21 protein-coding genes are annotated in these 24,206 nt (G+C 65.4%); 18 read left to right on the plus strand and 3 right to left on the minus strand.

Annotated features, from left to right (window positions below; all coding sequences use genetic code 11):
• Positions 1–10: 10 nt before the first annotated feature.
• The 6 genes from ABZ720_RS14710 (at position 11) to ABZ720_RS14735 (ending at position 8,313) form a co-directional block, all read left to right on the plus strand.
• On the plus strand, positions 11–946 hold the full coding sequence (locus ABZ720_RS14710; protein ID WP_366556284.1) for a LysR family transcriptional regulator: 936 nt from the start codon (positions 11–13) through the stop codon (positions 944–946).
• Positions 943–2,073: a CaiB/BaiF CoA transferase family protein gene (locus ABZ720_RS14715; protein ID WP_366556285.1), complete on the plus strand. Its 1,131-nt coding sequence runs from the start codon at positions 943–945 to the stop codon at positions 2,071–2,073. Before ABZ720_RS14710 ends, ABZ720_RS14715 begins: the two co-directional genes overlap by 4 nt.
• 129 nt (positions 2,074–2,202) lie before the next feature.
• Positions 2,203–3,552 carry a proline--tRNA ligase gene (proS, locus tag ABZ720_RS14720; RefSeq protein WP_366556286.1) on the plus strand — a complete coding sequence of 450 codons (1,350 nt, stop codon included), beginning with the start codon at positions 2,203–2,205 and terminating at the stop codon, positions 3,550–3,552.
• Entirely contained in the window at positions 3,549–4,796 is a 1,248-nt protein-coding gene (locus ABZ720_RS14725; protein WP_366556287.1) for a lipoprotein-releasing ABC transporter permease subunit, read from the plus strand. Before proS ends, ABZ720_RS14725 begins: the two co-directional genes overlap by 4 nt.
• On the plus strand, positions 4,789–5,472 hold the full coding sequence (locus ABZ720_RS14730; protein WP_366556288.1) for an ABC transporter ATP-binding protein: 684 nt from the start codon (positions 4,789–4,791) through the stop codon (positions 5,470–5,472). Before ABZ720_RS14725 ends, ABZ720_RS14730 begins: the two co-directional genes overlap by 8 nt.
• Positions 5,473–5,598: 126 nt before the next feature.
• Complete coding sequence (locus tag ABZ720_RS14735; protein ID WP_366556289.1) at positions 5,599–8,313, plus strand: ATP-dependent DNA helicase; 2,715 nt, start codon at positions 5,599–5,601, stop codon at positions 8,311–8,313.
• Between the two features lie 6 nt (positions 8,314–8,319).
• On the opposite strand, the gene ABZ720_RS14740 is transcribed toward ABZ720_RS14735, so the two are convergent.
• Complete coding sequence (locus ABZ720_RS14740; RefSeq protein WP_366556290.1) at positions 8,320–9,300, minus strand: LysR family transcriptional regulator; 981 nt, start codon at positions 9,298–9,300, stop codon at positions 8,320–8,322.
• A gap of 121 nt (positions 9,301–9,421) precedes the next feature.
• Between ABZ720_RS14740 and ABZ720_RS14745 the strand changes: the two genes are divergently transcribed.
• From ABZ720_RS14745 to ABZ720_RS14775, 7 genes are all read left to right on the plus strand, one after another.
• Entirely contained in the window at positions 9,422–10,303 is an 882-nt protein-coding gene (locus ABZ720_RS14745) for an ABC transporter permease (RefSeq protein ID WP_366556291.1), read from the plus strand.
• Positions 10,304–10,315: 12 nt separating this feature from the next.
• Positions 10,316–11,101: an ABC transporter permease gene (locus tag ABZ720_RS14750; RefSeq protein ID WP_366556292.1), complete on the plus strand. Its 786-nt coding sequence runs from the start codon at positions 10,316–10,318 to the stop codon at positions 11,099–11,101.
• Between the two features lie 48 nt (positions 11,102–11,149).
• Positions 11,150–12,301, plus strand: a complete 1,152-nt coding sequence (locus tag ABZ720_RS14755) for an extracellular solute-binding protein (RefSeq protein WP_366556293.1) — start codon at positions 11,150–11,152, stop codon at positions 12,299–12,301.
• A 96-nt stretch (positions 12,302–12,397) separates the two neighbouring features.
• Positions 12,398–13,474 carry an ABC transporter ATP-binding protein gene (locus tag ABZ720_RS14760; protein ID WP_366556294.1) on the plus strand — a complete coding sequence of 359 codons (1,077 nt, stop codon included), beginning with the start codon at positions 12,398–12,400 and terminating at the stop codon, positions 13,472–13,474.
• Positions 13,475–13,492: 18 nt separating this feature from the next.
• Positions 13,493–14,452, plus strand: coding sequence for a 3,5-dioxohexanoate:acetyl-CoA acetone transferase (gene kce / locus ABZ720_RS14765; RefSeq protein WP_366556295.1), 960 nt, complete (start codon positions 13,493–13,495; stop codon positions 14,450–14,452).
• A 7-nt stretch (positions 14,453–14,459) separates the two neighbouring features.
• Positions 14,460–15,584 (plus strand): NAD(P)/FAD-dependent oxidoreductase, encoded by a 1,125-nt coding sequence (locus tag ABZ720_RS14770; protein WP_366556296.1) that lies wholly within the window; start codon positions 14,460–14,462, stop codon positions 15,582–15,584.
• Between the two features lie 12 nt (positions 15,585–15,596).
• Positions 15,597–15,965 carry a DUF423 domain-containing protein gene (locus ABZ720_RS14775; protein ID WP_366556297.1) on the plus strand — a complete coding sequence of 123 codons (369 nt, stop codon included), beginning with the start codon at positions 15,597–15,599 and terminating at the stop codon, positions 15,963–15,965.
• A gap of 15 nt (positions 15,966–15,980) precedes the next feature.
• Here the strand turns inward: ABZ720_RS14775 and ABZ720_RS14780 are convergent, their stop codons facing one another.
• Positions 15,981–17,078, minus strand: a complete 1,098-nt coding sequence (locus tag ABZ720_RS14780; RefSeq protein WP_366556298.1) for a 2'-deoxycytidine 5'-triphosphate deaminase — start codon at positions 17,076–17,078, stop codon at positions 15,981–15,983.
• Positions 17,079–17,218: 140 nt separating this feature from the next.
• Between ABZ720_RS14780 and ABZ720_RS14785 the strand changes: the two genes are divergently transcribed.
• The 4 genes from ABZ720_RS14785 to dxs all read left to right on the plus strand — a co-directional run bounded on the left by ABZ720_RS14785 (position 17,219) and on the right by dxs (position 21,405).
• A complete protein-coding gene (locus tag ABZ720_RS14785) occupies positions 17,219–18,148 on the plus strand; it encodes a histone deacetylase family protein (protein WP_366556299.1) in 930 nt (309 codons plus the stop codon).
• Positions 18,149–18,187: 39 nt separating this feature from the next.
• Complete coding sequence (locus ABZ720_RS14790; protein ID WP_366556300.1) at positions 18,188–18,457, plus strand: exodeoxyribonuclease VII small subunit; 270 nt, start codon at positions 18,188–18,190, stop codon at positions 18,455–18,457.
• Between the two features lie 18 nt (positions 18,458–18,475).
• Positions 18,476–19,357, plus strand: a complete 882-nt coding sequence (locus ABZ720_RS14795) for a polyprenyl synthetase family protein (protein WP_366556301.1) — start codon at positions 18,476–18,478, stop codon at positions 19,355–19,357.
• A gap of 122 nt (positions 19,358–19,479) precedes the next feature.
• Positions 19,480–21,405, plus strand: a complete 1,926-nt coding sequence (gene dxs / locus ABZ720_RS14800) for a 1-deoxy-D-xylulose-5-phosphate synthase (RefSeq protein ID WP_366556302.1) — start codon at positions 19,480–19,482, stop codon at positions 21,403–21,405.
• Between the two features lie 83 nt (positions 21,406–21,488).
• Here dxs and ABZ720_RS14805 read toward each other — a convergent pair whose 3' ends face one another.
• A complete protein-coding gene (locus tag ABZ720_RS14805; protein ID WP_366556303.1) occupies positions 21,489–23,654 on the minus strand; it encodes a S9 family peptidase in 2,166 nt (721 codons plus the stop codon).
• Positions 23,655–23,720: 66 nt separating this feature from the next.
• On the opposite strand from ABZ720_RS14805, the gene ABZ720_RS14810 reads away from it, so the two are divergent.
• Complete coding sequence (locus ABZ720_RS14810; protein ID WP_366556304.1) at positions 23,721–24,200, plus strand: NUDIX hydrolase; 480 nt, start codon at positions 23,721–23,723, stop codon at positions 24,198–24,200.
• The last annotated feature ends 6 nt before the right edge of the window (positions 24,201–24,206 follow it).

Raw genomic sequence — 24,206 nt, forward strand, 5'->3', positions numbered from 1 at the left:
ATCGTGAAGCATGGATCGTCTGACGAGTATTGAAGTCTTCCTGCGCGTGGCGGCCCAGGGCAGCTTTGCAGCCGCGGCCAGGGATCTTGGCATGTCCCGTGCCATGGTCAGCAAGCATGTGCAGGCCCTGGAGACGCGTCTGGGCAGTCGCCTGCTGCATCGCACGACCCGCAAGCTGAGCCTGACCGAAGCGGGCCGCTCCTACTTCGAGCAGGCGGGCACATTGCTGGAAGCCCTGCGTGAGGCGGAAGAGACCGTCAGCGCGTTGCAGTCAGCACCGCGCGGGACTTTGCGCATCAACGCGCCGGTCAGCTTCGGGCTGCTGCATCTGGGCTCGGCGCTCGAGAGTTTTATGCGCCGCTACCCGGAGATTTCGGCCGAAATTTCCCTGGAGGACCGCCAAGCCGACTTGGTGAAGGAGGGCTACGATCTGGCAGTGCGCATCGGCCGGCTAACCGATTCAAGCCTGATCGCCCGCCGCATCGCCCCCTGCCGCATGCTGTTGGTTGCTGCGCCCGAGTACCTGGAGCGCCGCGGCCGACCGGCACTGCTGTCCGATCTCGCCCAGCATGAATGCCTCAGCTACAGCTATTCTGCCAGCGGGGACGAGTGGCGTTTCGACGGGCCGGATGGACCGGCCTCGGTGCGCATCGGCGGCCGGTTGCGCGCCAACAACGGTGATCTGCTGCGCGCCGCCTGTGTGGCGGGGCAGGGTATTGCGCTGGTGCCGAGTTTCATTGCCGGACCGGATGTGGTGGCCGGTCGTCTCAAGCCATTGCTGCCCGACTATCGGCCAGCCCTCCTGGGTGTGCATGCTGTCTATCCTCATGCCCGTCATCTGGCGCCGAAGGTGCGGGCCTTCATCGATTTCCTGGTAGAGCATTTCGGACCAGAGCCGGCCTGGGACGCTGGCCTCGAGCCGCTGCAGGACGTGGTTCGGCAATGAGCGACCTGCTGGAGGGCCTGCGCGTCATCGATCTGTCGCAGTGGCTGCCCGGGCCAGCCGCCGGCCAGATGCTGGCCGATCTCGGCGCAAGCGTGGTGAAGGTGGAGCCGCTCGGCGGCGATCCCATGCGCAGGCTGGGGCCGCAGGATCCGGATGGTATCTCGGCCTGGTACAAGCTGGTGAACACCGGCAAGACCGTGCTGCGCCTCAACCTCAAAAGCCAGGAGGGCAAAGCCCGCTTTGCGGAGCTGTTGGCCACGGCGGATGTGCTGCTGGAAAGCTATCGCCCGGGGACCCTGGACAAGCTGGGCTTTGGCGCTGAGCGCCGGCAGGCTCTGCGGCCCGACCTGATCCACTGCGCGCTCTCCGGATTCGGACAGACCGGACCGCTGGCCACGCGCGGCGGCCATGACATCAACTATCTCGCCCTGGGAGGCGGGCTGATCGCCAGCGGTACGGCCGAGCGGCCTGTGGCGGCCTTTCCCCCAGTCGCCGATCACGCCTCGGCGCTGCAGGCGGTGAGCGCCATCCTCGCCGCACTCTTTCGCCGGACGCGCAGCGGGCAAGGTGCCAGCCTGGACATCAGCCTCACCGAGACAGTTCTGGCCTGGCAGGCCATCCCCATGACCAGTGCGCTGCGCGGCGAAGCCCCGCAAAGGGAAGCCGGCGTGCTGAACGGCGGCGCGGCCTTCTATCGCATCTATCAGTGTGCGGACGGCCGTTTTGTCTCCCTCGGCGCCATTGAGCCCAAGTTCTGGGCCAACTTCTGCACGGCGGTCGGGCAGGAGAACTGGATGGCCCGCCAGGACGAACCGCTGCCACAGAACGGCTTGATCGAGGAAGTCGCCGCTCTGTTCAAGAGCCGGCCGCTCCGCGATTGGGAAGCACTTCTCAATGCGGTCGATTGTTGCTTTCAGGCGCTCCTGGGGCCTGAAGAGGTGCTGGCACATCCCCAGGTTCGGGACCGCGGACAGGTGAACGTCAGTGGCGCGGACGGCAGTGGGCCGCTGGTGGAAATCGGCTTTGGCGGCTGGATCGATGGCCAACCGCCGGCGCGGCGCACGCCACTGCAGGAGGCAGAGTCCGCGGAGGTTTTGGCGCAGTGGCGGCGGGACAAACTGCAGTAGCCCGCTAGTATGGGGGGCGTTCAAAGGCGTGGGTCGAGTCCAGGGATGCGTGGACAAGATAAGGGAGCTTGCCTACTCTCCGCCGCAGTACGGAAAACCACCCTTCAACAGCGTCCATCCGAGGCATCCATGCGCCGTTCCGCGTTCTTCCTGCCGACCCTGAAAGAGACTCCCAAGGAGGCGGAGATCGTCTCCCACCGCCTGATGCTGCGCGCCGGGATGGTGCGCCAGGCGTCGGCCGGCATCTATTCCTGGCTGCCGCTGGGTTTTCGCGTGCTGAAGAAGATCGAGCAGATCGTGCGTGAAGAGCAGGATCGCATGGGGTGTCAGGAAGTGCTGATGCCGACCATCCAGTCGGCCGACCTTTGGCGCGAGTCCGGCCGCTACGATGCCTACGGTCCGGAGATGCTGCGCATCAAGGACCGGCACGAGCGTGACATGCTCTACGGGCCGACCAACGAGGAACTGATCACCAACATCTTCGCCCACTCGGTCCGGAGCTATCGCGACCTGCCGAAGCTGCTCTATCACATCCAGTGGAAGTTCCGCGACGAGGTCCGGCCGCGCTTTGGTGTCATGCGTGGCCGTGAGTTCCTCATGAAGGATGCCTATTCCTTCGACCTGGATTTCGAGGCGGCACGGCAGTCCTACAACAAGTTCTTTGTCGCCTATCTCAGGACCTTTGCGCGCCTTGGCCTGAAGGCCATTCCCATGGAGGCCGATACCGGACCGATCGGCGGCAACCTCAGCCACGAGTTCATCATCCTGGCAGACACGGGCGAAAGTCAGGTCTTCTGTGACCGGGATTTCCTGGACGTCGACGTACTGGGCCGGGAAATCGACTACGCCAATCCGGAGGAAGTGGGCTCGGTCGTCGACTACTTCACCAAGCTCTATGCCCGCACCGACGAGAAGCACGAGGAAGCGGCCTTCGAAAAGGAGGTGCCGGAGGCCCGGCGCTATGAAGGTCGGGGCATCGAGGTGGGACACATCTTCTACTTTGGCAGCAAGTACTCGGAACCCCTGGGCGCACGCGTCGCGACGCCCGAGGGTGATGAGGTCGCGGTGCACATGGGCTCCTACGGCGTCGGCGTGTCGCGCCTGGCCGGCGGCATCATCGAAGCGAGCCACGACGAAGCAGGCATTATCTGGCCGGATGCGGTGGCCCCCTTCGACGTGGGGCTGATCAACCTCAAGCCGGGTGACAGCGACTGCGCGAAGGCGGGCGAGGATGCCTATGCTGCTCTGGGTCGCAGCGGTCTCGATGTGCTCTATGATGAGCGTGACGAACGGGCCGGCGCCAAGTTCGCGGAGATGGACCTGATTGGACTGCCGTGGCAGCTCACCATTGGCCCGCGCGGCGTCAAGGCCGGCACCGTGGAGTTGAAACGCCGCGCCTCGGGAGAGAAGGAAGAATTGAGCTTCGAAGCTGCGATCAACAAGATCACGGCCAACAACCTAACGGTGGCCCGCGGATGATCTTTGGCGCCGTCGAGCGTCTGCTGGCACTGCGCTACCTGCGCTCCCGCCGGCAGGAAGGCTTCATCTCGGTCATCGCGGTCTTCTCGCTGCTTGGCATCGCCCTGGGGGTGGCCACTCTCATCATCGTCATGGCGGTGATGAACGGCTTCCGCATCGAGCTCATGAGCCGGATTCTCGGCGTGAATGGCCATCTGACGGCCTACTACGATTCCCAGGCCATCAGCGATTATCGAGACGTCGCACAGCGCCTGGAGGATCTGGAGGGGGTCAGGCTTGCCACGCCGCTCATCCAGTCGCAGGTGATCGTGACGTCCGGCGACCGGGCCATGGGTGCCCAGGTCCGAGGCATGGCGCCGGAAGACCTGGAACGGCGCCAGCAGCTCGTCAGCAAGGTGATCGCCGGCCGGGTCTCGGACTTCGGCCGTGACGGCGGGCTGCTGGCCGGCAGCCGCCTGGCCCAGCAACTGGGTGTCGGGGCAGGGGGGGACATAACCCTGCTGAGTCCGCAGGGGTCGGAGACCGCCATCGGCACGGTGCCTCGGATGAAGGCCTACCCCATTGCCGGGCTCTTCGAGATCGGCATGTACGAGTTCGATCTCTCGACCATCTACATGCCTTTGGATCAGGCGCAGATCTTCTTCCGCTACCCGGAAGCCGCCAACGCCATCGAGATCTTCGTGAACGATCCCGAGCGCGTCTGGGAGTTGCGCGGGGTGATCGACGAGGAACTCGGCCCCGGTTGGCGCACCGTTGACTGGCAGCAAGCACACTCGTCGATCGTCAACGCGCTCGCCGTCGAGCGGAACGTGATGTTCGTCATCCTGTCGCTGATCATCTTGGTGGCCGCCTTCAATATCCTCTCGGGCCAGTACATGCTGGTGAAGGGCAAGGGCCGCGACATTGCCATTCTGCGCACCATGGGAGCCACGCGCGGCACGATCCTGCGCGTCTTCTTCATGAGCGGTGCAGCCGTCGGCCTCTTCGGCACGCTGTTGGGCGTCGCCCTGGGCATCGTCTTCACCGACAACATCCAGACCATCCAGGGCTGGGTGGAAGCCGTGGTGGGCACCCAGGTCTTTAATCCCGAGGTCTATTTCCTGACCAGCATGCCGGCACAGCGCGACCCCCGGGAAGTGCTCGAGGTGGTGGCGATGGCGCTGTTCATCTCCTTCCTGGCACCCCTGCTGCCGGCCTGGCGGGCGGCGCGCCTCGATCCGGTGGAGGCACTGCGCTATGAGTAGGGCAGAGGTGCGCCTGCGCCTGGTGGAGGTGACCAAGTTCTATGCCCAGGGCGACCAACGCCTGGAGATCCTGAAGGGCATCAACCTCAGCCTCTACAGCGGCGAACTGGCCGCCCTGGTCGGCCCCTCGGGATCGGGGAAATCGACCCTGCTGCATATTGCCGGCCTACTGGAAACGCCGGACAGCGGCGAAGTGGAGATCGCCGGTCAAGCCGTCGCCGCGCTGCGCGATCGTGAGCGCACTGCCATCCGGCGCCGGCGTATCGGCTTCGTCTACCAGTATCATCACCTCCTGCCCGAGTTCTCGGCGCTGGAGAACCTGGTGGTGCCGCAGATGATCGCCGGGCGCAAACGCCGCGACGCCACCAATGATGCCAAGGAGTTGTTGCATCTCGTTGGCCTCGGCGACCGCATCGAGCATCGGCCTGGCCGTCTGTCCGGCGGCGAGCAGCAGCGCGTCGCCCTGGCCCGGGCGATCATCAATCGGCCATCGCTGGTGCTGGCGGATGAGCCGACGGGCAACCTCGACCCGGAAACGGCGGACGAGGTGTTCGATCTGCTGACCAAGCTGGTAAAGGGGTCCGGCGTGGCTGCCCTGATCGCCACGCACAATCTCGAACTCGCCGGCCGCATGGATCGAACGCTGCAGCTGCGCGACGGACAGGTTTTCGGTTGAGCGATACCCTGGCCCGACTGAACATCTGCACCTGACCAGGGCACAACGGCACAGTATAGTCCCGCTCTCATGTCCCTGGAGCCCACGCCCCCCTCTGCCGCTCCTCCGCCGGTGCTGATTGCCGGCGTGAGTGCCGCTGTCTGGTTGACGCCGCAGGGCGTGCTGGAAACCCTCTCGCTGCCGGAGGCGGCGCGCCGGGCGGTGGCAGACCCGGTGCTGCTGGTTCACGCTCGGGCCACGGCGCGACGGCTCAACCTCGATGGGCTGCACGCTTACGATCTGCTCGAGCTTTTTGCTTTCACGCGGCCGGCCGTTTTCTGCGCGCCGACCCCGCGCGGGCTCGCCCTGGCACTGGGATTGCCGCTGCCAAAGGACGAGGAGGCACAGGCGCTGTCCCTGCGACAGGCGGCCGGCCTGCTGCTGCGAGAGCTGCAGGCACGCGGGCCTTCCGGGGATCCTCAGGCGGCGGGGATTGCCTTCACAATGACCCGGGCCGGTTGGCTGTGGGGACCTTGGGTGATGCGCATGCTGGGCATTGGCAGCAGCGCCGAGGCGCCGCGCATTGGCGCAGGCTTTCGTGTCTGGGAGAGGCTGGGCGAGTGGTCGGAACATGCCCCCGAACAGCCAGCCGGGCACTTTCCCGTGGAGCCGGCCGCGGCCAGGCAGCGCCTGGCCGAGCTCCTGGGCGACGAATCTGAGGCGCGGCCCCAGCAGGCGGACTATGCGTCGTCGGCCTGCGCCGCCTTTGCGCCGCGGGAAGCAGAGGGAGAGCCACGCTTGGTTCTGGCCGAAGCAGGCACCGGCGTGGGAAAGACGCTCGGCTATATCGCCCCGGCCAGCCTCTGGGCCGAGCGCAACGAAGCGCCGGTGTGGCTGTCGACCTACACGCGCAATCTGCAGCAGCAGATCGATGGCGAACTGGATCGACTTTACCCCCAGACGAGCGAGAAACGCCGCAAGGTGGTGATCCGCAAAGGCCGGGAGAACTATCTCTGCCTGCTCAACTATGCAGAACGCGTGCCCCAGGTCAGCGGGGCGCAGGCTGGCGAGGCGGCGATTCCCCTGGGCCTCGTTGCCCGCTGGGCCTTGCGCACCCGTGATGGCGACATCGCCGGCGGAGACTTCCCGGGCTGGCTGGTTGAGATCATAGGGCGCGGCCGGCTGGCCGGTCTGGTGGACCGACGCGGCGAGTGCATCCATTCCGCCTGCGAGTTCTGGCGCAAGTGCTTCATCGAGAAGTCGATCCGCCGGGCCCGCACGGCGGAGCTGGTGGTGGCCAATCATGCCCTGGTGATGGTGCAGGCCGCGCTCGGTGGGGGCGAGGAGGGCGGCATTCCGCTGCGTTATGTCTTCGATGAGGGGCACCACCTCTTCGATGCCGCCGACAATGCCTTTGCCGCGCACCTCTCCGGCCAGGAAACCGCCGAACTGCGACGATGGCTGCTCGGAGCCGACTCCCGGCGCGGCGGCGGTGCAAGTCGCATGCGCGGGCTGCGCCGGCGCATGGAGGACATGCTGGACAACGGGGGGCCGTTGGAGCAGTCGCTCGATTTCCTAGTGCGCGCCGCCCGGTGCCTGCCCCAGGAGGGCTGGCACGGACGTCTTGCGGACGGCGGGGCCGATGGCGCCTGCGAGCATTTCCTTCTCGCCGTGCGCAGCCAGGTCTTTGCGCGCGCCGAGAAGGCGGGTGAGGGCTATTCGCTGGAATGCGAGCTTCATCCGGTATCGGAAGATCTGCTCACGGCGGCCCATGAGTTGCTGGCGGACCTCCAGGCCATCCTGGACCCCGCCAAGCGCATCGCCACCCAACTGCAGCGCCGCCTCGACGAGGAGGCCGAAACCCTGGAGGTGGATCAGCGCCGGCGGATCGAGGGCCTGGCACGCTCCCTGGAACGGCGCCTGCTGCTGCCGGTGCAGGCCTGGTGCGCCATGCTGGAAGCCCTCGAGCAGCCACCCTCCGAGACCTTCGTCGACTGGCTTGCCGTCGACCGGATCGAAGGCAACGAAATCGACCTTGGGCTGCATCGCCATTGGATCGACCCGACGCTGCCGCTGGCCCGCAGCGTGCTGTCCCGCGCTCACGGGGCACTCATCACCTCAGCCACGCTGACCGACCGCAGCGGAGAGCCTGAAGCCGACTGGCATGCGGCTGAGATGCGCGTCGGTGCGGTGCATCTGCCCAATCCTTCGGTGCGCGCGGGTGTGCCGTCGCCCTTCGACTATGCCTCCCAGACCCGGGTGTTCATTGTCACCGATGTGCGCAAGGACGATCTGGACCAGGTTTCAGCCGCATTGCGAGAACTCTTTCTGGCGGCCGGCGGCGGGGGACTCGGCCTGTTCACCGCGATTTCCCGCCTGCGCGCCGTTCACCGGCGCATTGCCGCGCCACTGGAACAGGCCGGCCTGTCGCTCCTGGCGCAGCATGTGGACGGGATGGACGTCTCCACCCTCGTGGAGATCTTCCGGGCGGAGCCCGACTCCTGCCTGCTCGGCACCGATGCGGTGAGAGACGGCGTCGATGTCCCGGGGCGCGCTCTGCGGCTCATTGTTTTCGATCGTGTGCCCTGGCCGCGCCCGGATTTGCGTCACAAGGCCCGGCGCAAGCAGTTCGACGGCCGGCGCTATGACGATCGGCTGACCCGCCTGAAACTGCGTCAGGCCTTCGGGCGGCTGGTGCGCCGGGCCGATGACCATGGGGTGTTCGTCCTGCTCGACCCGATGATGCCCTCACGGCTATTTGGCGCTTTTCCCGAAGGTGTGACGCCGCAACGCGTTGGCCTGGCCGAGGCCATTGCCGAAAGCCGGGCCTTCCTTGCTCCCGATGCCAAACCACTGGACTGACCCGGACTATTGCGGCGGGTAGGTGCGTGCCGACAGCGGCAGGCTGGTGATCCTTTGTCGCAGGCTTTGCAGGAAAAGCGACTCGGCCCGGCTGTGATGCATGCGCGGGTTGGTCACCAGGTAGATGTCGATGGCCGGCGGTTCCTCGTAGGGCGGCAGGCGCCAGAGCAGGCCGTCGCGCATGTCCTTCTCCACCACGTGGATGGGCAGCGGGCCGATACCCAGCCCGGCCACGATCATGCGACGCACCTCCTCGAGGTGGGAGGAGGTTGCGACGATGCGCCCGCCAAGCCCTGCCCGTTCACGCAAGAGAGCCACGGGCCGCAAGGCGTCGGAAAGCTGATCCGTCTTGAAGGATACGAAGGCCTCGCCCCTGAGGGCCGCAAGCGAGAGACCCCGGCGCCCGAACAGCCGGTGGCTGGGGCCGCAGAAGAAGCCGAAGTGCTCGCGAAAGAAATGCTCGTAGTTGAGCCGCGGGCTTGGGTCGCTGACCAGACAGAAACCGAGCGCCGCACCCTTGTGCAACACGGCGTGCTGAACCAGCGACGAGGTCGAGATCTCCACGGAGAAGCTGGTCTGGGGATGGGCAGCCTGGAAGCCGCTGAGAACCTGGTCGTAGAAGGGGCAGACCACATGACTTGCCGCTGCGATGGAGATCTCGCCGGCCACGGTTTCACGGGAGTCGCGCAGCATCACGGCGAGGCGGGAGACGCTGCCGTATATTTCCACACACTCACGGTAGAGCAGTCGCCCTGACTCGGTCAGCTGAAACCGCCCACGGTTGCGATCGATCAGGCGCCGTTCAAGCTGGGCCTCCAGGCGCTTGAGGGCGTTGCTCACACTCGGCTGGCGCAGCAGCAAGCGGTCGGCTGCTCGGGTGATGCTGCCTTCCTGGACGATCACCATAAAGGTGTGAAGCAGGTTCCAATCCAACTCCCGGCTCAGTCGCTCGGGAATCGATTCCCCTGAAGTTTCCTGTACCTGCATACCACCCTCATAGCCTAACGCTATGTCAGGCATTCTTGCTATCTATTTGCAGAATGTCGAGGCTCCGTTCTGTAATGGGGCTGCGGTCCGCAAGAGACCGTCAGAAGGAATGGGGAGCGCAATGGCGAAAGCCTTGGCGCAGGACGAGGGGTTTGACGCGCGGCCGTGGGTGCTTTTGGCCCCGGCGTTGCTGGCGCTGTTCCTGCTGATGGTCGTGCCCATGGCCATCATCTTCGTCTTCACTTTCTACGAGTACATCGACGTTGCCGTCGACCGACCGGCCTTTCAGTTCGAGAACTGGCGCTGGTTTTTCCAGGACAGCTTCTACCACTACGCCATCTGGCAGACTCTGCGGATCTCCGCCATCACGACCCTGGTCTGCGTGCTGCTGGGGTTTGTGCCGGCATACTTCATCGCCAACACCACCTACCGCCATAAGTGGCTGTTGATGCTGCTGCTGATCCTGCCCTTCTGGGTCAGCTTCATCATCCGCCAGCTGTCCTGGGTGCATGTGCTCGGATCCCAGGGAATCGTGAATGCCACATTGCTTTGGCTGGGCATCATCGATGAGCCGCTGGGCCTGCTCTACAACGAGGCCACGGTGGTGATGGGCCTGGTGCACTTTCTGCTGCCCTTCATGATCCTCAACATCTACGTGAGCCTCGAAGGCATTGATCGGAACCTGGTTTCCGCGGCGCGCACCCTTGGCTGCACCGAATGGCAGGCCTTTCGCGAAGTCACCTTGCCACTCTCGCTGCCGGGATTGGCAGCCGGCTCGCTGCTCTGTTTCGTGCTGGCCGGCGGCAGCTATGTCACGCCGCTCATTCTCGGCGGACCCGACAACTTCCTCTTCGGCAACCTGATCTACGATACCATCATGATGGAGTTGAACTGGCCGATGGGTGCGACGCTGAGCGTGGTGCTGCTGGTCCTGCTCGGATCGCTGGTGGTGATCTACGGCCGCTTCATGGGCCTCAGCCGGCTCTACAAGAGCCTGAACTGAGGAGGCAGAACGATGCGCACCTGGAGTCTTATTCGCTTCTACACCCTGCTGGTCTACCTCTTCATGTTCACGCCGATCGCCATCGTCGTGGTGCTTTCCTTCAACGATGCGCAGTTTGGCGGCTTTCCAATCCAGGGCTTCTCCCTGCGCTGGTTCGAGGCCCTGGCCGACAATGAGCCCGTGGTACGCGCATTTCGCACCTCGATGCTGATGGGCATCGCGGCCGCCGTCATCGCCACAACCCTCGGTATTCTCGCCTCGCTGGCGCTGATGCGGTACAACGTGCGTGGCACCAACTTCCTGAACACGCTGCTGATTTCCCCGGTGCTCGTACCGGAGACCGTGCTGGCGGTGGGCCTACTGCTCTTCATGCGCTGGCTGGATCAGCCGCGCAGCTTGGTGCTGCTGCTGGCCGGGCATGTGCTGATCGCGCTGCCCTTCGTGGTCCTGGTGGTGCAGGCGCGCCTGGTGGGGATTCGCAAGGTCTATGAGGATGCGGCGCGCTCCCTGGGCGCCAATCCCGTGCAGACTTTCTTCCAGATCACCTTCCCGCTGTTGATGCCGGCGGTCTTCGCCGGCCTGCTCTTCGCCTTCACCATTTCCTTCGACAACATCACCGGCACCCTGTTCTGGCGCCCGCCGGGCGTGGAGACGGTGCCGACCCAGATCTTCGGCATGCTGCGTCATTCCATCAGCCCGGAGATCAATGCGTTGGGAACGGTGATGATCGTGATAACCGTCGGACTGCCGCTGCTTGCCGGGGCGGCTGCCCGTGCTTTTGCCCGGGGGCGGCTGTGATGCCGTACCGCGGGCGATACTGAACCGGTCCAATAACAGGAGGCTGAAATGGATAGTAAAAAGCGTCTGGAAAGACTGCGTGAGCGTTACCTGAACGGCGATCTCGAGCGCCGCAGCTTCATGCGGATGCTGGGTTTGGCCGGCGTTGCCGCAGGTGTCTCCGGCGGCGTGCTGGGCGGCGTCAGCCGTCAGGCCTTCGCTGAAGGGGTGGAAATTCGCTTCGATGGCTGGGGCGGTGTCGTCTCCGAAGCGCTGCGGCAGTACGCCTTCAATCCCTTCGAGGAGGCCACCGGCAACACCGTTCTCGATCGCACCTTCGGCGGTGAGGAAGAGGTCCTGACCGGCGTGCGGGCAGGCCAGGTCGGCGACTATCACCTGGTCCACTCCTCCGGCGTGGCCTGGTACAAGCGCTGGATCGACACCGACATGGGCGTCGACCTGAACCTCGACAACATCCCCAACATGGAACTGGTGATGGATGCGCTGGTCGCCCCCTTCCGGAAGGTGTCGCCGGACTTCCTCTCGGCCGTGCCTTACGACTACGGCACCACCGGCATCGCCTACAACCGTGACTACATCTCCGACGAAGAAGCACAGGAGATGGGCGCAAATCTGCTGCTGCACCCGGACCATCAGGGCAAGATCGGCGGCTGGTCCGATTGGCAGACCCGCGTCTGGTATGCGGCGCTGCAGACCGACCAGGATCCCAACAACATCGAGGATATCGATGCTGTCTGGGAGAAGCTGCGCGAGCACCGTGAGGGCCTGCTGAAGTATTGGGGCTCGGGCGCGGAGCTCATGGACCTGTTGGCCAAGGAAGAAATCGTGGTCACCGAGGCCTGGTCCGGCCGCGTCGCCGCGCTGCAGCAGCAGGGCCACAACATCGGCTACATCGACCCGCCGAACAGCTATGCCTGGATGGAATCCATGCTGGTGCTCAAGGGCTCGCCGGTGGAAGAGGCCGAGGTGTTGCTGAACTTCATGCTGGAGCCGGAGACCGCGATCGCCGTCGCGGAAGGGCAGAACTATCCACCGTCTCTCGATCCGAACAAGGTCGAGATGACCGAGAAGGTGGAGGGACTTCCCGCCTACGATCCCACTGGCACGCTGGACAATCTCACCTTCGCCGACCCCGAGTACTGGACGTCGAACGAAGCCGATTGGAAGCGGACCTGGGGCCGCATCGAACGCGGCGCCTGAGGAAGCCAGAAATGCTCGCCCTGGACCGACCGTTCCCGGCGGGTCAGGGCGAGCGCCTTCCCGTGTGAACATATCGATCTGAGTTGAGGACCTGGCATGGCCGAGAGCAGCGCTGGCGCCGTCGAGTTAAAGCGCGTCATCAAGAACTTCGGCGAAGTACAAGCCGTCAAAGGCGTCGATCTGACGGTGGAAGCCGGTTCCTTCCTCACACTCCTTGGCCCGTCGGGCTGCGGCAAGACCACCATCCTGCGCATGGTGGCCGGCTTGGAGCAGCCGAGCAGCGGCGAAATATGGATCAAGGGGCGGCGCATCGATTCTGTGCCGATCCACAAGCGCAACCTGGGACTCGTGTTCCAGAACTATGCCCTGTTTCCCCACAAGACCATTTACGACAACATCGCCTTCGGCCTGCGCTATCGCAATGTGCCGAAGTCCGAGATTCGCGAGCGCGTCGCCCGTGCCCTGGAAATCGTGCGCCTGCCCGGCGTGGAGAAGCGCTTCCCCGCACAGCTTTCAGGCGGGCAGCAGCAGCGCATCGCACTTGCGCGTGCGGTGGTCATCGAGCCGGACGTGCTGCTCCTCGATGAACCGCTCAGCGCCCTGGACGCCAACCTGCGCGAGGAGATGCGGGTCGAGTTGAAGCGCATCCAGCGCGAGCTGGGCATCACCACGATATTCGTGACCCACGATCAGGCGGAGGCCCTGGCTCTGTCCGACAAGGTCGTGGTCATGAGCAATGGCCTGAAGGAGCAGGAGGGGCATCCGGAGGAGATCTACAATCATCCCGCCTCGCGCTTCGTCGCCGAGTTCCTGGGCAATGCCAATCTGCTGCAGGGAACCGTGGAGGCTGAGGGCATCCGGCTGCCGGATGGAACGCTGCTGCCGGTCGAAGAGCAAAGCAGATTTGCGCCCGGAACCCTGTGCGATGTGGTCATCCGGGCCGAACGGATCCTGTTGGCCGAGCATCATACGCCCGAGTCCGGCACGGCCGTCGTTGACGGCAAGGTGCGGGCCCTGGACTATCAGGGTGTGGCGGCACGCTATTTTGTCGACGCGCTGGGCACCAGTCTGCAGGTCATCAACCCGATCGACGAGCAGCCCCTGCGTGACGGCGCGGCCGTGCAACTGCGCATCCGCGCACGCGATTGCGTGCTGCTGTCAAAAGACTCCTGAGGAAACGAAAGGTCGCCCATGTCCACCACCGCCGAAACCGCCAAGCCTGCCGGCCGCAAGGTCATTATCACCTGCGCCGTGACGGGCTCGATCCACACGCCAACCATGACTCCGCATCTGCCCATCACGCCGGACGAGATCGCGACGGAGGCCGTGGCCGCGGCGGAGGCCGGCGCGTCGATTTTGCATCTGCACGCCCGCGATCCCAAGGACGGCAAGCCGACTCCGGATCCGGCGGTCTTCATGGAGTTCCTGCCGCGCATCAAGCAGTCCACCGATGCGGTGGTGAACATCACCACCGGCGGCGGTCACGGCATGTCCCTGGAAGAGCGCCTGGCAGCCCCGCTCAAGGCCAGTCCGGAAATGTGCTCGCTCAACATGGGCTCGATGAACTTCGGTCTCTTCCCGCTGCTCGACAAGTATCCCTCTTTCCAGCACGAGTGGGAGCGCAAGCACCTTGAGAACAGCCGGGACTTCATTTTCCGGAATACGTTCAAGGATATTGAGCAGGTTCTTGAGCGATTGGGCGAGGGATGCGGCACCCGCTTCGAGTTCGAGTGCTACGATGTGGGTCACCTCTACAATCTGGCCCACTTCCTCGACCGCAAGCTGGTCAAGCCGCCGCTCTTCGTGCAGACCATTTTCGGCATACTGGGCGGCATCGGCCCCGATCCCGAGAACCTCATGCACATGCGCCGGATCGCCGACAAACTCTTCGGCAAGGACTACCAGTGGTCCATTCTTGCCGCAGGCCGGCACCAGATGCCGCTTTGCACCATGGGGGCGGTGATGGGCGCCAACGTGCGCGTCGGCCTCGAGGACTCGATCTACGTGAGCAAGGGCGAACTGGCCAAGTCCAACGCAGACCAGGTGGCGAAGATCCGCCGTATCGTCGAGGACCTGTCGCTTGAGGTCGCAACGCCGGCCGAGGCGCGCGCCCTGCTCGATCTCAAGGGCGGCGATCAGGTCGCATTCTGAGGACGTTATGAGCGAAAGCTATGACATCATCGTCGTAGGCGCCGGCATTGCCGGCGCCTCCGCCGCCGCCCGCCTGGCCGGGGATGCACGGGTCCTGCTGCTCGAACGCGAGGAGCAGCCCGGCTATCACTCCACCGGGCGTTCAGCGGCCATGTACATCGTGAACTACGGTCCGCCCGACGTGCGCGCGCTTTCCATCGCCGGCCGGGAGTTCTTCCTCGGCCCGCCGGAGGGTTTCGCGGACACGCCGCTGGTCAGCCCACGCGGGGTGCTGATGCTGGCGCACCCTGGGCAGGAAGCCACTCTTGAGAAGGAACTGGCCGCCTCGGTCGGCATGGAGGCAATCAGTCCCGAAACCGCTCGCGAACTGGTGCCCCTGTTGCGCCCCGAAGCGGTCGCTGCGGCCGGCTACGAGTCGGACGCGCAGGACATCGACGTTGCGGCGCTGCATCAGGGCTTCCTGCGCCTCTTCCGCGCACGCGGCGGCCAGATGCAGCTTCGTGCCCCACTGGAATCGGCGGTGCGCAAGGGCGGCGTCTGGGAAGTGACGACACCCGCGGGCCGCTTCGAGGCGCCAGTTCTGATAAATGCGGCGGGCGCCTGGGCCGACCTGACCGCCGAGGCGGCGGGTGTCAGGCCGTTGGGCATCCAGCCGAAGCGTCGGACCGCGCTGATCATCGACGGAGCGCCGGGAGAGCCTGGCTCGGCGCGCTGGCCGCTGATGGCCGACTGCGGAGAGACCTGGTACTCCCGCCCTGAAGCAACCCGCAAACTGCTGGTCTCACCGGCGGATGCCACCCCGACCGAGCCCTGCGATGCCCGGCCTGAGGAACTGGATGTCGCGCTTGCCGTGGACCGCTTTCAGCAGGCAGTGGACCTGCCGGTGCGACGCATTGAGCACTCCTGGGCCGGACTGCGCAGCTTCTCGCCCGATGGCTCGCTGGTGATCGGCTTCGATCCCGAGGCCGAGGGATTCTTCTGGCTGGCGGGGCAGGGCGGCTACGGCATTCAGACCTCGCCCGGAGCCTCCGCTCTTGCGGCCGCGCTGGTGCGCAAGGAAGCCCTGCCGAGCTATCTGACCGCCGCCGGTGTCGACCCCGAAGCCCTCTCACCGGGGCGCTTTAGCCGCTAAGAGGCGATTGCCATGCGCATCTGGCTGCTGCTGGCGGCAATCAGCGGCTTCCTCGCCGTGGGTCTGGGCGCCGTTGCGGCCCATGGGCTGCAAGGGCGCCTCGATGCCAAGGCGCTGGGCTGGATCGACACCGGTCTGCGCTACCAGATGTTCCACGCCTTGGCCCTCATCGGCGTTGCGCTCTTGAGCCGGGACGGCACGCAGTTGGCCCTGCAGATTGCCGGTTGGAGTTTTGCCGTCGGGACGTTGCTGTTCTGCGGCCTGCTCTACGCCATGGCCCTGGGCGCACCGCGCTGGCTGGGGGCCGTCGTGCCCCTAGGCGGGCTTGCCTTCCTCGGCGGCTGGGTCGCCCTGGCCTGGTTCGCGCTGCGCCTGCGCTGACAGGGGCAGCGCCGATCAGGCCCCGTTCCAGCTGCGGAAGTGCTTGGACAGGGTGAGCCCCTGGCTGTGGTAGGAGGAGCCGATGCCGGCGCCGTACAGCTGGTCTGGCTCCGCCGCGAGGCGTTCGTAGACCAGTCGACCCACTGCCTGGCCATGCTCAAGCACGAAGGGCACCTCGTGCGAGCGGACTTCCAGCACCGCCCGGGTGCCGGCACGCTCGGCCTTCCAACCGAAGCCGGGGTCGAAGAAGCCGGCATAGTGCACCCGGAACTCTCCGATCTGGGTGTCGTAGGGGATCATCTCCGCGGCATAGGCCGGCGGAATGCGCACCGATTCCCGTGAGGCTAGGATGTAGAACTCGTCGGGATCCAGAATGAGGTCGCCGCGACGGCTGCCGGGCAGGGCCTCCCAGAAGTCGCGCGGGTCATAGTGGCCGATTCGATCCAGGTCGATGACGCCGGTGTGGCTTTTGGCGCGATAGCCCACGGGTGCGCCCTCGGTCGCCTGCAGGTCGACGGTGAAGACGAGGCCTTTGCGGATCTGCGCGGCGGCCTCGTCACCCAGCAACCCCACCTCCTCATGCAGTTTCTCCAGCGCCCGATCACCCACGTTAGGCGAGCCGCGGCGCAGGCGTAGCTGGTTCAACCGCGCGCCCTCGCGCACCAGGATGGGAAAGGCGTTGGGCGCGATCTCGGCATAGAGCGGCCCCTGATAGCCGGCCGGCACCATGTCGAAGGCGCCGGCTTCATCGACGATGAGGCGCGTGAAGACGTTCAGCCGGCCGGTGGAGGACTTGGGATTGGCCATGCCGGCGATCCGCCCGTTTAGCGCCAGGCGCTCCTGCAGCGGCACGATGTAGACGCACCCGGTCTCCAGCACCGCCCCGCGCCGGAGGTCGATCTCGTGCATCGCCAGTTCGTCGATCCGCTCGGCCACCTTGCGGCCGGGCCCCGGAAGAAAGGACGCGCGCACGCGATAGGCCAGGGGGCCCAGGCGCAAGTCCAGGCTGGCGGGCTGCACCTGTTCGGCTAGGCCAGGATGTGGCGAAGTGATCTCGCGGCTCTCGATCAAGGCGCGGATCGCCTGGGAGGGGAGAATCCCCGCGCCCTTCACTGCTGTTCCTTCCGCCAACGGCCTGTTCCCGATCCTGACTGCGCTGTGACAAGAAAGCGCATCGTGTTAGCAGGTGGCTCAAGACGGCGCCAGCAGCGTAAACTGCACCAGGCGCGGCAGGTATCTCCAGTGAGGCAACAGTGAGCACATTATTATACACCCACGAGGCCTGTTTCGGGCATGATATGGGGCGCTTCCACCCTGAAAGCCCCGCACGACTCAAGGCTGTCCTGAGTGCGCTCGAAGGGCGGGAGTTTTCCTCCCTGCAGCGACGCGAAGCACCCCGGGCCACCCGCGAACAGCTCGAGCGTGTGCACCCAGCAGACTACGTCGAGCGACTCCTGGCCCTGATTCCAAGCGACGGCGTGGTCGAACTGGACAATGACACCTCCGTGTCTCCCGGCTCCGGCGAGGCTGCCCTTCGTGCGGCGGGGGCCGTTTGTGCCGCCGTCGATGCGGTGATCGCTGGCGAGGCCGACAACGCCTTTTGTGCCGTGCGGCCACCCGGTCATCATGCCGAGCCGAGCAAGGCGATGGGCTTCTGCCTCTTTTCCAACGTCGCGATCGGCGCCCAGCAGGCGCGCGCCGTGCACAATCTGCATCGCATTGCCGTGATCGACTTTGACGTTCATCACGGCAATGGAACCCAGGCGGCCTTCTGGGACGACCCGGACCTGCTGCTGATCTCCTTGCACCAGTCGCCGCTTTATCCGGGGACCGGGCTGCGCAGCGAGCGCGGCTGCGCCGAGAACATCCTCAACATTCCCATGGCCCCAATGGCGAACTCAGAAGCCTTTCGCAGTGCCTTCTCGCAAGAGGCGATCCCGCGCCTGGTCTCGTTCGATCCCGATCTGATCATGATTTCCGCCGGATTCGACGCCCATGAAGACGACCCTTTGGCCAGCCTGCGCTATCTCGAGGAGGATTTCGCCTGGGCCACCTCGGAGTTGCTCGCGGTCGCCAACCATGCCTGCCGGGGGCGTCTTGTGTCGTCGCTGGAGGGGGGCTACGACTTGGATGCATTGGGGCGCAGCGCCGCGGCGCACGTTGGTGCGCTGCTTGCCGCCTGAACCCTGAAGGACACAGCGACAATCCGGGAGTGCCGAGTGATGGCTGAAACCCCTGCAACGGCCGCGCCCGTGGCGAAGGAAGACGTTACCAAGCTGAGCTTCGAAGAGGCTCTGGAAGAGCTGAAGGATATCGTGAAGCGGCTGGAAAGCGGTGAAGGCCGACTGGACGAGGCCATCGAGGCCTATGAACGTGGCGCCCACCTGAAGCAGCAATGTGAAAAGAAGTTGCAGGAAGCCCAGGCCAAGATCGAACGTATTGGGCTTGGGTCTGACGGCACGCCGACCACCTCGCCCTTCGAAAGCCAATAGGGGGAAAGGCAGCCGCGTATGTTGGAACGCCTGAGGCACGACGCGGCGCTGGTCGAGGCGGAACTGGACCGCCTGTTGCCGCTGCCGGAGCGCGGGCCGAGGCGCCGATTGCAGGAGGCCGTGCGCTATGCAGCGCTGGGTGGCGGCAAGCGTCTGCGGCCGTTTCTGCTCCTTCAGTCAGCGCGGCTTTTTGAAGTCCCGGATGCCCGCGCCTTGCGGACGGCCGCAGCCCTCGAAATGCTGCACTGCTATTCGCTGGTGCATGACGACCTGCCTGCCATGGACGATTCCGAACTGCGTCGCGGGCGGCCGACGGTACACCGGGCGTATGACGAGGCGACCGCCGTGCTGGTGGGTGACAGCCTCCTGACCGAGGCCTTCGCGGTGCTTGCGGACCCCGCCACCCATCCTGACGCTGCCTTGCGTTGCCGCTTGGTCGCCAGTCTTGCCAGGGCCGGCGGATTGGGGGGAATGATCGGCGGACAGGCCATCGACCTCGCAGCCGAGCGGGCCGAACTTGAACTGTCGGGCATCGAGGAGTTGCAGGCCTTCAAGACTGGCGCCTTGATCGTGGAAGCCTGCCGCGCCGGGGCCATCCTCGGCGCAGCCGAGGATTCGGACACAAAGGCTCTCGAACGCTATGCACAGGCGCTGGGGCTCGCCTTCCAGATCGTTGACGATCTGTTAGATGCCGAGGGCGACGCCCACGCGCTGGGCAAGCCGGTGGGCCAGGATGCCGCCGCCGGCAAGGCCACCTTTGTCGGCCATCTGGGAGTGGAGGGGGCGCGTCGCCGCGCCGAAACGCTCGTGGACCGGGCCAAGGAGGCGCTGACGCCTTTCGGTCCGTCGGCCGAAACACTGCGCCAGACCGCAGACTTCGTTCTCACGCGCCAGGCCTGAATGCTGCACAGCCGGGTGCGCGGGGAAACCGAGCGGCGCGTCCGCGCTCTTCTTTGCATGAGGGGCCAAGAGGTGCGATTGTGCGCCCTCTGGGCCTCTGAGACACGAACCGATACGAGAGCATGAGCAAGACAGCGTTACTCGATACCGTCCGCCTGCCCCAGGATCTCCGCACGCTGGAGGAAGGCGAACTGCCGCGTCTGGCGGACGAACTGCGCAGCGAGTTGATCGATGCCGTGTCGGTGACAGGCGGGCATCTAGGCGCCGGTCTCGGCGTCGTCGAACTGACTGTCGCGCTCCACTACGTCTTCGACACGCCCCGCGACAAGCTGATCTGGGACGTGGGACATCAGTGCTATCCGCACAAGATTCTCACCGGCAGGCGTGATCGCATCCGCAGTCTGCGCCAGGCTGGCGGTCTCTCGGGATTCACCAGCCGGGCCGAGAGCGAGTACGATCCCTTCGGCGCCGCCCACTCCTCCACCTCGATCTCGGCCGGCCTTGGCTATGCCGTGGCCCGCGACATGGCCGGCGGGGACTGGCGGGTGGTGTCAGTGATCGGCGACGGCGCCATGTCAGCCGGCATGGCTTACGAGGCGATGAACAACGCCGGGGCCAGCGGCTCGAAGCTTATTGTCGTGCTCAACGACAACGACATGTCTATCGCGCCCCCGGTCGGCGCCATGAGCGGCCACCTCTCTCGCATCATCTCGTCCAAGTCCTTCCACTCGGTTCGCTCCGTGGGCAAGCAGCTGACGCGGCGTTTTCCTGGCCCGCTGAAAAGCGCGGCGGAGCGCTTCGACGAGTACGCGCGCGGACTGATCACCGGGGGGACGCTGTTCGAGGAACTCGGCTTTTTCTATGTCGGGCCGGTGGATGGGCACGACCTGTCACAGCTCGTACCCGTGTTACGCAATGTGCGTGATCTGGAGCGCCACGGACCGATCCTGGTGCACGTCGTGACGCAGAAGGGCAAGGGCTACACCCCGGCCGAGGAGTCCGCCGACAAGTACCACGGTGTTGTGAAGTTCGACGTGGTCACCGGCAAGCAGGCCAAGCCCAAGCCCCAGGCACCCTCCTACACCGGGGTCTTTGCGCAGGCTCTGATCGGCGAGGCGGAGCGGGACGAGAAAATCGTGGCTGTGACCGCAGCCATGCCATCGGGGACCGGCCTGGACAAGTTCGGCAGTCGCTTTCCCGAGCGCTGTTTCGATGTCGGCATTGCCGAACAGCACGCCGTGACCTTCTGCGCCGGTCTGGCCTGCGAGGGCTACAGGCCCTTTGCGACCATCTATTCGACCTTCCTGCAGCGGGCCTACGATCAGGTGGTCCACGACGTGGCGATCCAGAAGCTGCCCGTGCGCTTTGCCATCGACCGCGCCGGCTTGGTCGGTGCGGACGGTGTGACGCACCAGGGATCCTACGACATTTCCTATCTCGCCTGTCTGCCGGGATTCGTCCTCATGGCGGCCGCTGACGAGGCCGAGCTGATGCACATGGTGGCGACCCAGGCGGCGTTGGACGAGGGTCCCTCGGCACTGCGCTTCCCGCGCGGGGAGGGCAGTGGAGTGGACCTGCCTGAGCGCGGTCAGGTCCTGGACATCGGCAAGGGACGGGTGCTGCGCGAGGGCACCAAGATCGCCATTCTCTCCTATGGCGCACGCCTGGGTGAGGCCCTGGCCGCCGCCGAAACCCTGGCCTCCAAGGGACTGTCGACCACGGTTGCCGATGCCCGCTTTGCCAAACCCATTGATCACGACCTGCTGCGCCGCCTGGCAAGCGAGCATGAAGTCCTGATCACGCTGGAAGAAGGCGCCGTGGGCGGTTTCGCCACCCAGGTGATGCAACAGCTTGCTACCGAGGGTCTGCTGGACAGCGGGCAGTTGAAGCTGCGGCCCCTATGCCTGCCCGATCGCTTCATCGATCACGGCAAGCCGGCAGAGCAGCTGGCCTGGGCGGGCCTGACGGCGGACGATATCGCCGCCACCGCTCTGCGCGCCTTAGGCTACAACGACGCGCCGGGACGCGAACGCCCCGCTACGGCGTAGTGCAGATCGCGTTCAATAAGGATCGCTTTGCGATCCAAGTTGAACGCGTGAATCTGCACTACCTCTTTGACATTAGACCGGATTCACGCATTCGATCTGAAACCATGTGGTTCAGATTGAATGCGATCCGGTCTAAGCGCCCTCTGCTCGGTCATGTCAAAGACCAGTAGCAGGAAGGCATAGACCAGAGCCACCTCCTCCAGCTTGTCGAAACGACCGGCGGCCCCGGCATGTCCGGCGCTCATATAGGTCTTGAGCAGGAGCTGGCGCTCGGCCGGCATGCAACTCCGCAGCTTTGCCACCCACTTCGCCGGCTCCCAATAGGTCACCCGCGGATCGGTCAGGCCGGCCGTCACCAGAATGTGTGGATAGGGGCGCTCGGCCACGTTCTGGTAGGGGCAATAGCTGCGGATGCGCTCGAAGGCCTGCGGGGACTCCAGAGGATTGCCCCATTCGTTCCATTCCGGCGGCGTGAGCGGCAGGGAGGCGTCGAGCATGGTGTTGAGGACGTCGACGAAGGGGACCTCGGCCACGGCGGCATGAAACAGCTCTGGCGCCCGGTTGAGCACGGTTCCCACCAGCATGCCGCCGGCACTTCCGCCCTGGATGGCGATCCGTCCCTGCTGCGTATAGCCCTGCTCAATCAGGTGCCGGGCCGCGGCCGTGAAGTCGGAGAAGGTGTTCTCCTTGTGCTCCAGCTTGCCCGATCGGTACCAGGCCCAGCCCTTGTCCGTGCCGCCGCGGATGTGCGCGACGGCGTGGATGAAGCCACGGTTGACCAGACTCAGCCGATTGGGCTGGAAGGCGGCGGGAATCGAAAGTCCGTAGGCACCGTAGCCGTAAAGCAGCAGCGGCGCCGAGCCGTCCAGTGCAGTGCTGCGATGGCGCAGGAGAGTGATGGGGATCTTCTCCCCGTCCTCAGCCGGCGCTTCCAGCCGCTCCACCACATAGTCTGCCGGATCGTGCCCGCTGGGGACTTCCTGCTCCTTGCGCAGCACGCGTGCCCTGGTGTTCAGGTCGTAGTCCCAGGTGCGCTGAGGTGTTGTGGGAGAAGAGTAGACGAAACGCAGGCTCGCCGTGTCGTACTCATAGCCCGGGACCAGTCCCAGGGCGTAGGCAGCTTCATCGAAGGCCACCTCATGGCTCTCGCCGTCGGATAGGCGCATGACGAAGAGGCAGGGGAGTGCATGACGGCGTTCGAGCAGCACCAGATGGTCGCGCAGAAGCAACAGATCGAGTCGCAGGCGCCCGGCTTCGTGCGGCAGGATCTCGCTCCAGGACTCCCGTCCCGGGCTGTCCTCCGGGGCTTCCATTAGCTTGAAGTCTTCGGCGTCCTCCCGGTTGGTCAGGATCAGGAAGCGGTTGCGCGGGGCGTCATGCTCCAGGCTGTAGCGTTCTTCTGCGACCCGGGGGGCGACCAGTTGGGGTGAGGACTCCGGCAGGTCGGCATCGATAAGATGGAGTTCGCTGGTCACGTGATCGTGAGCCGAGATGACGATGAAGCGCCGGGAGCTGGTTGTGGAGAGGCCGACGAAGAACCCGGCATCCGCTTCCTGATAGATCAGGACATCCTCGGCCGGTTCGCTGCCAATGCGGTGGCGCAGCACCTTGCACGGCCGGTGCTGGGCGTCGAGCATCACGTAGAAGAGGAAGCGACCGTCGCTGCTCCAGGCCAGATCGCCGCTGCCATCGACCAGCACCTCGGGAAGATCCCGATCGCTTGCCAGGTCGCGAATGCGAATGCGGCAATACTCTGAACCGGCCTCGTCGACCGCGTAGGCGAGAAGGCGGTGATCGGGCGAGTGGGCGGCTGCGTGCAGGTCGAAGAAGGCCTTTCCCTCGGCCAGGCGATCACAGTCGAGAAGCATTTCTTCTCCAGACTCCGAATCGCGTGGTCGACGGCAAAGCAGCGGGTGCTGCCCGCCCTGTCGAAAGCGGGAATAATATTGCCAGGGCCCGTCGGAGAGGGGCACGGAGGCGTCATCATCCTTCAGGCGGCCTTTGAGTTCCTGGAACAGCTGTTGGCGCAATCCGTCCGTCGGTGCCAGCACCGCATTGGCCCAGCGGTTCTCCCCTTCAAGGTACGCGCGAATCTCCGGGTCTAGCCGCTCCGGTTCACGCATAACCTCCTGCCACGACGGATCGCGCAGCCAGGCATAGTCGTCGACCAAGGTGATCCCGTGCACCACTGAGGTCTGGCGCCGGCGCGGCGCGAGCGGAGGCTCGGTTCGAGATGAAGGCTCCGTCATGTCTCTTGTCTCCTGAAAGGCCGGACCGCTGCTACATAGGGGTGTGAGGGTTTGGAGGAAATGCCGATGGCACAGAACACGTCTCGGGGCCACACCCTGGCCCGCCGGCTCTGGTTGGCCTGTCCGCCGGGCCTGCGCCGCACGGCCGTGGCCGGACTGAACGACCGTTTCACCGTAGCGGTTCTGGGCGTCTTCTTCGATCCCCGCGGCCGGGTACTGCTGCTGCGCCATCTCTGGCACGCCAGGAACGGCTGGGCGCTGCCGTCCGGCTTCATCGAGGCGCGAGAAACGCCGGAAGCGGGACTGCTACGCGAACTGCGGGAGGAAACGGGCCTCGAGGGCGCGAGCCTGCGTCTGCTGGAAGCCAGGACGATCGCCAAGCGCAAGCACCTCGAGCTCTTCTTCTCCGGAACGGTCGGCGTGCCGGAGCCGATCTCCCTGAACTACGAGATCCGCGAGGCGGGCTGGTTTGCGCCCGATGCCTTGCCGGACGGCCTCAGCGAAGCCCATCGGGGACCGATCGCCGCCGCCCGGTTGCGCGTTTAGGCCGGG

The organism is Aquibaculum sediminis (assembly GCF_040712085.1).
GTDB classification, from domain to species: Bacteria; Pseudomonadota; Alphaproteobacteria; order Kiloniellales; family DSM-21159; genus Aquibaculum; species Aquibaculum sediminis.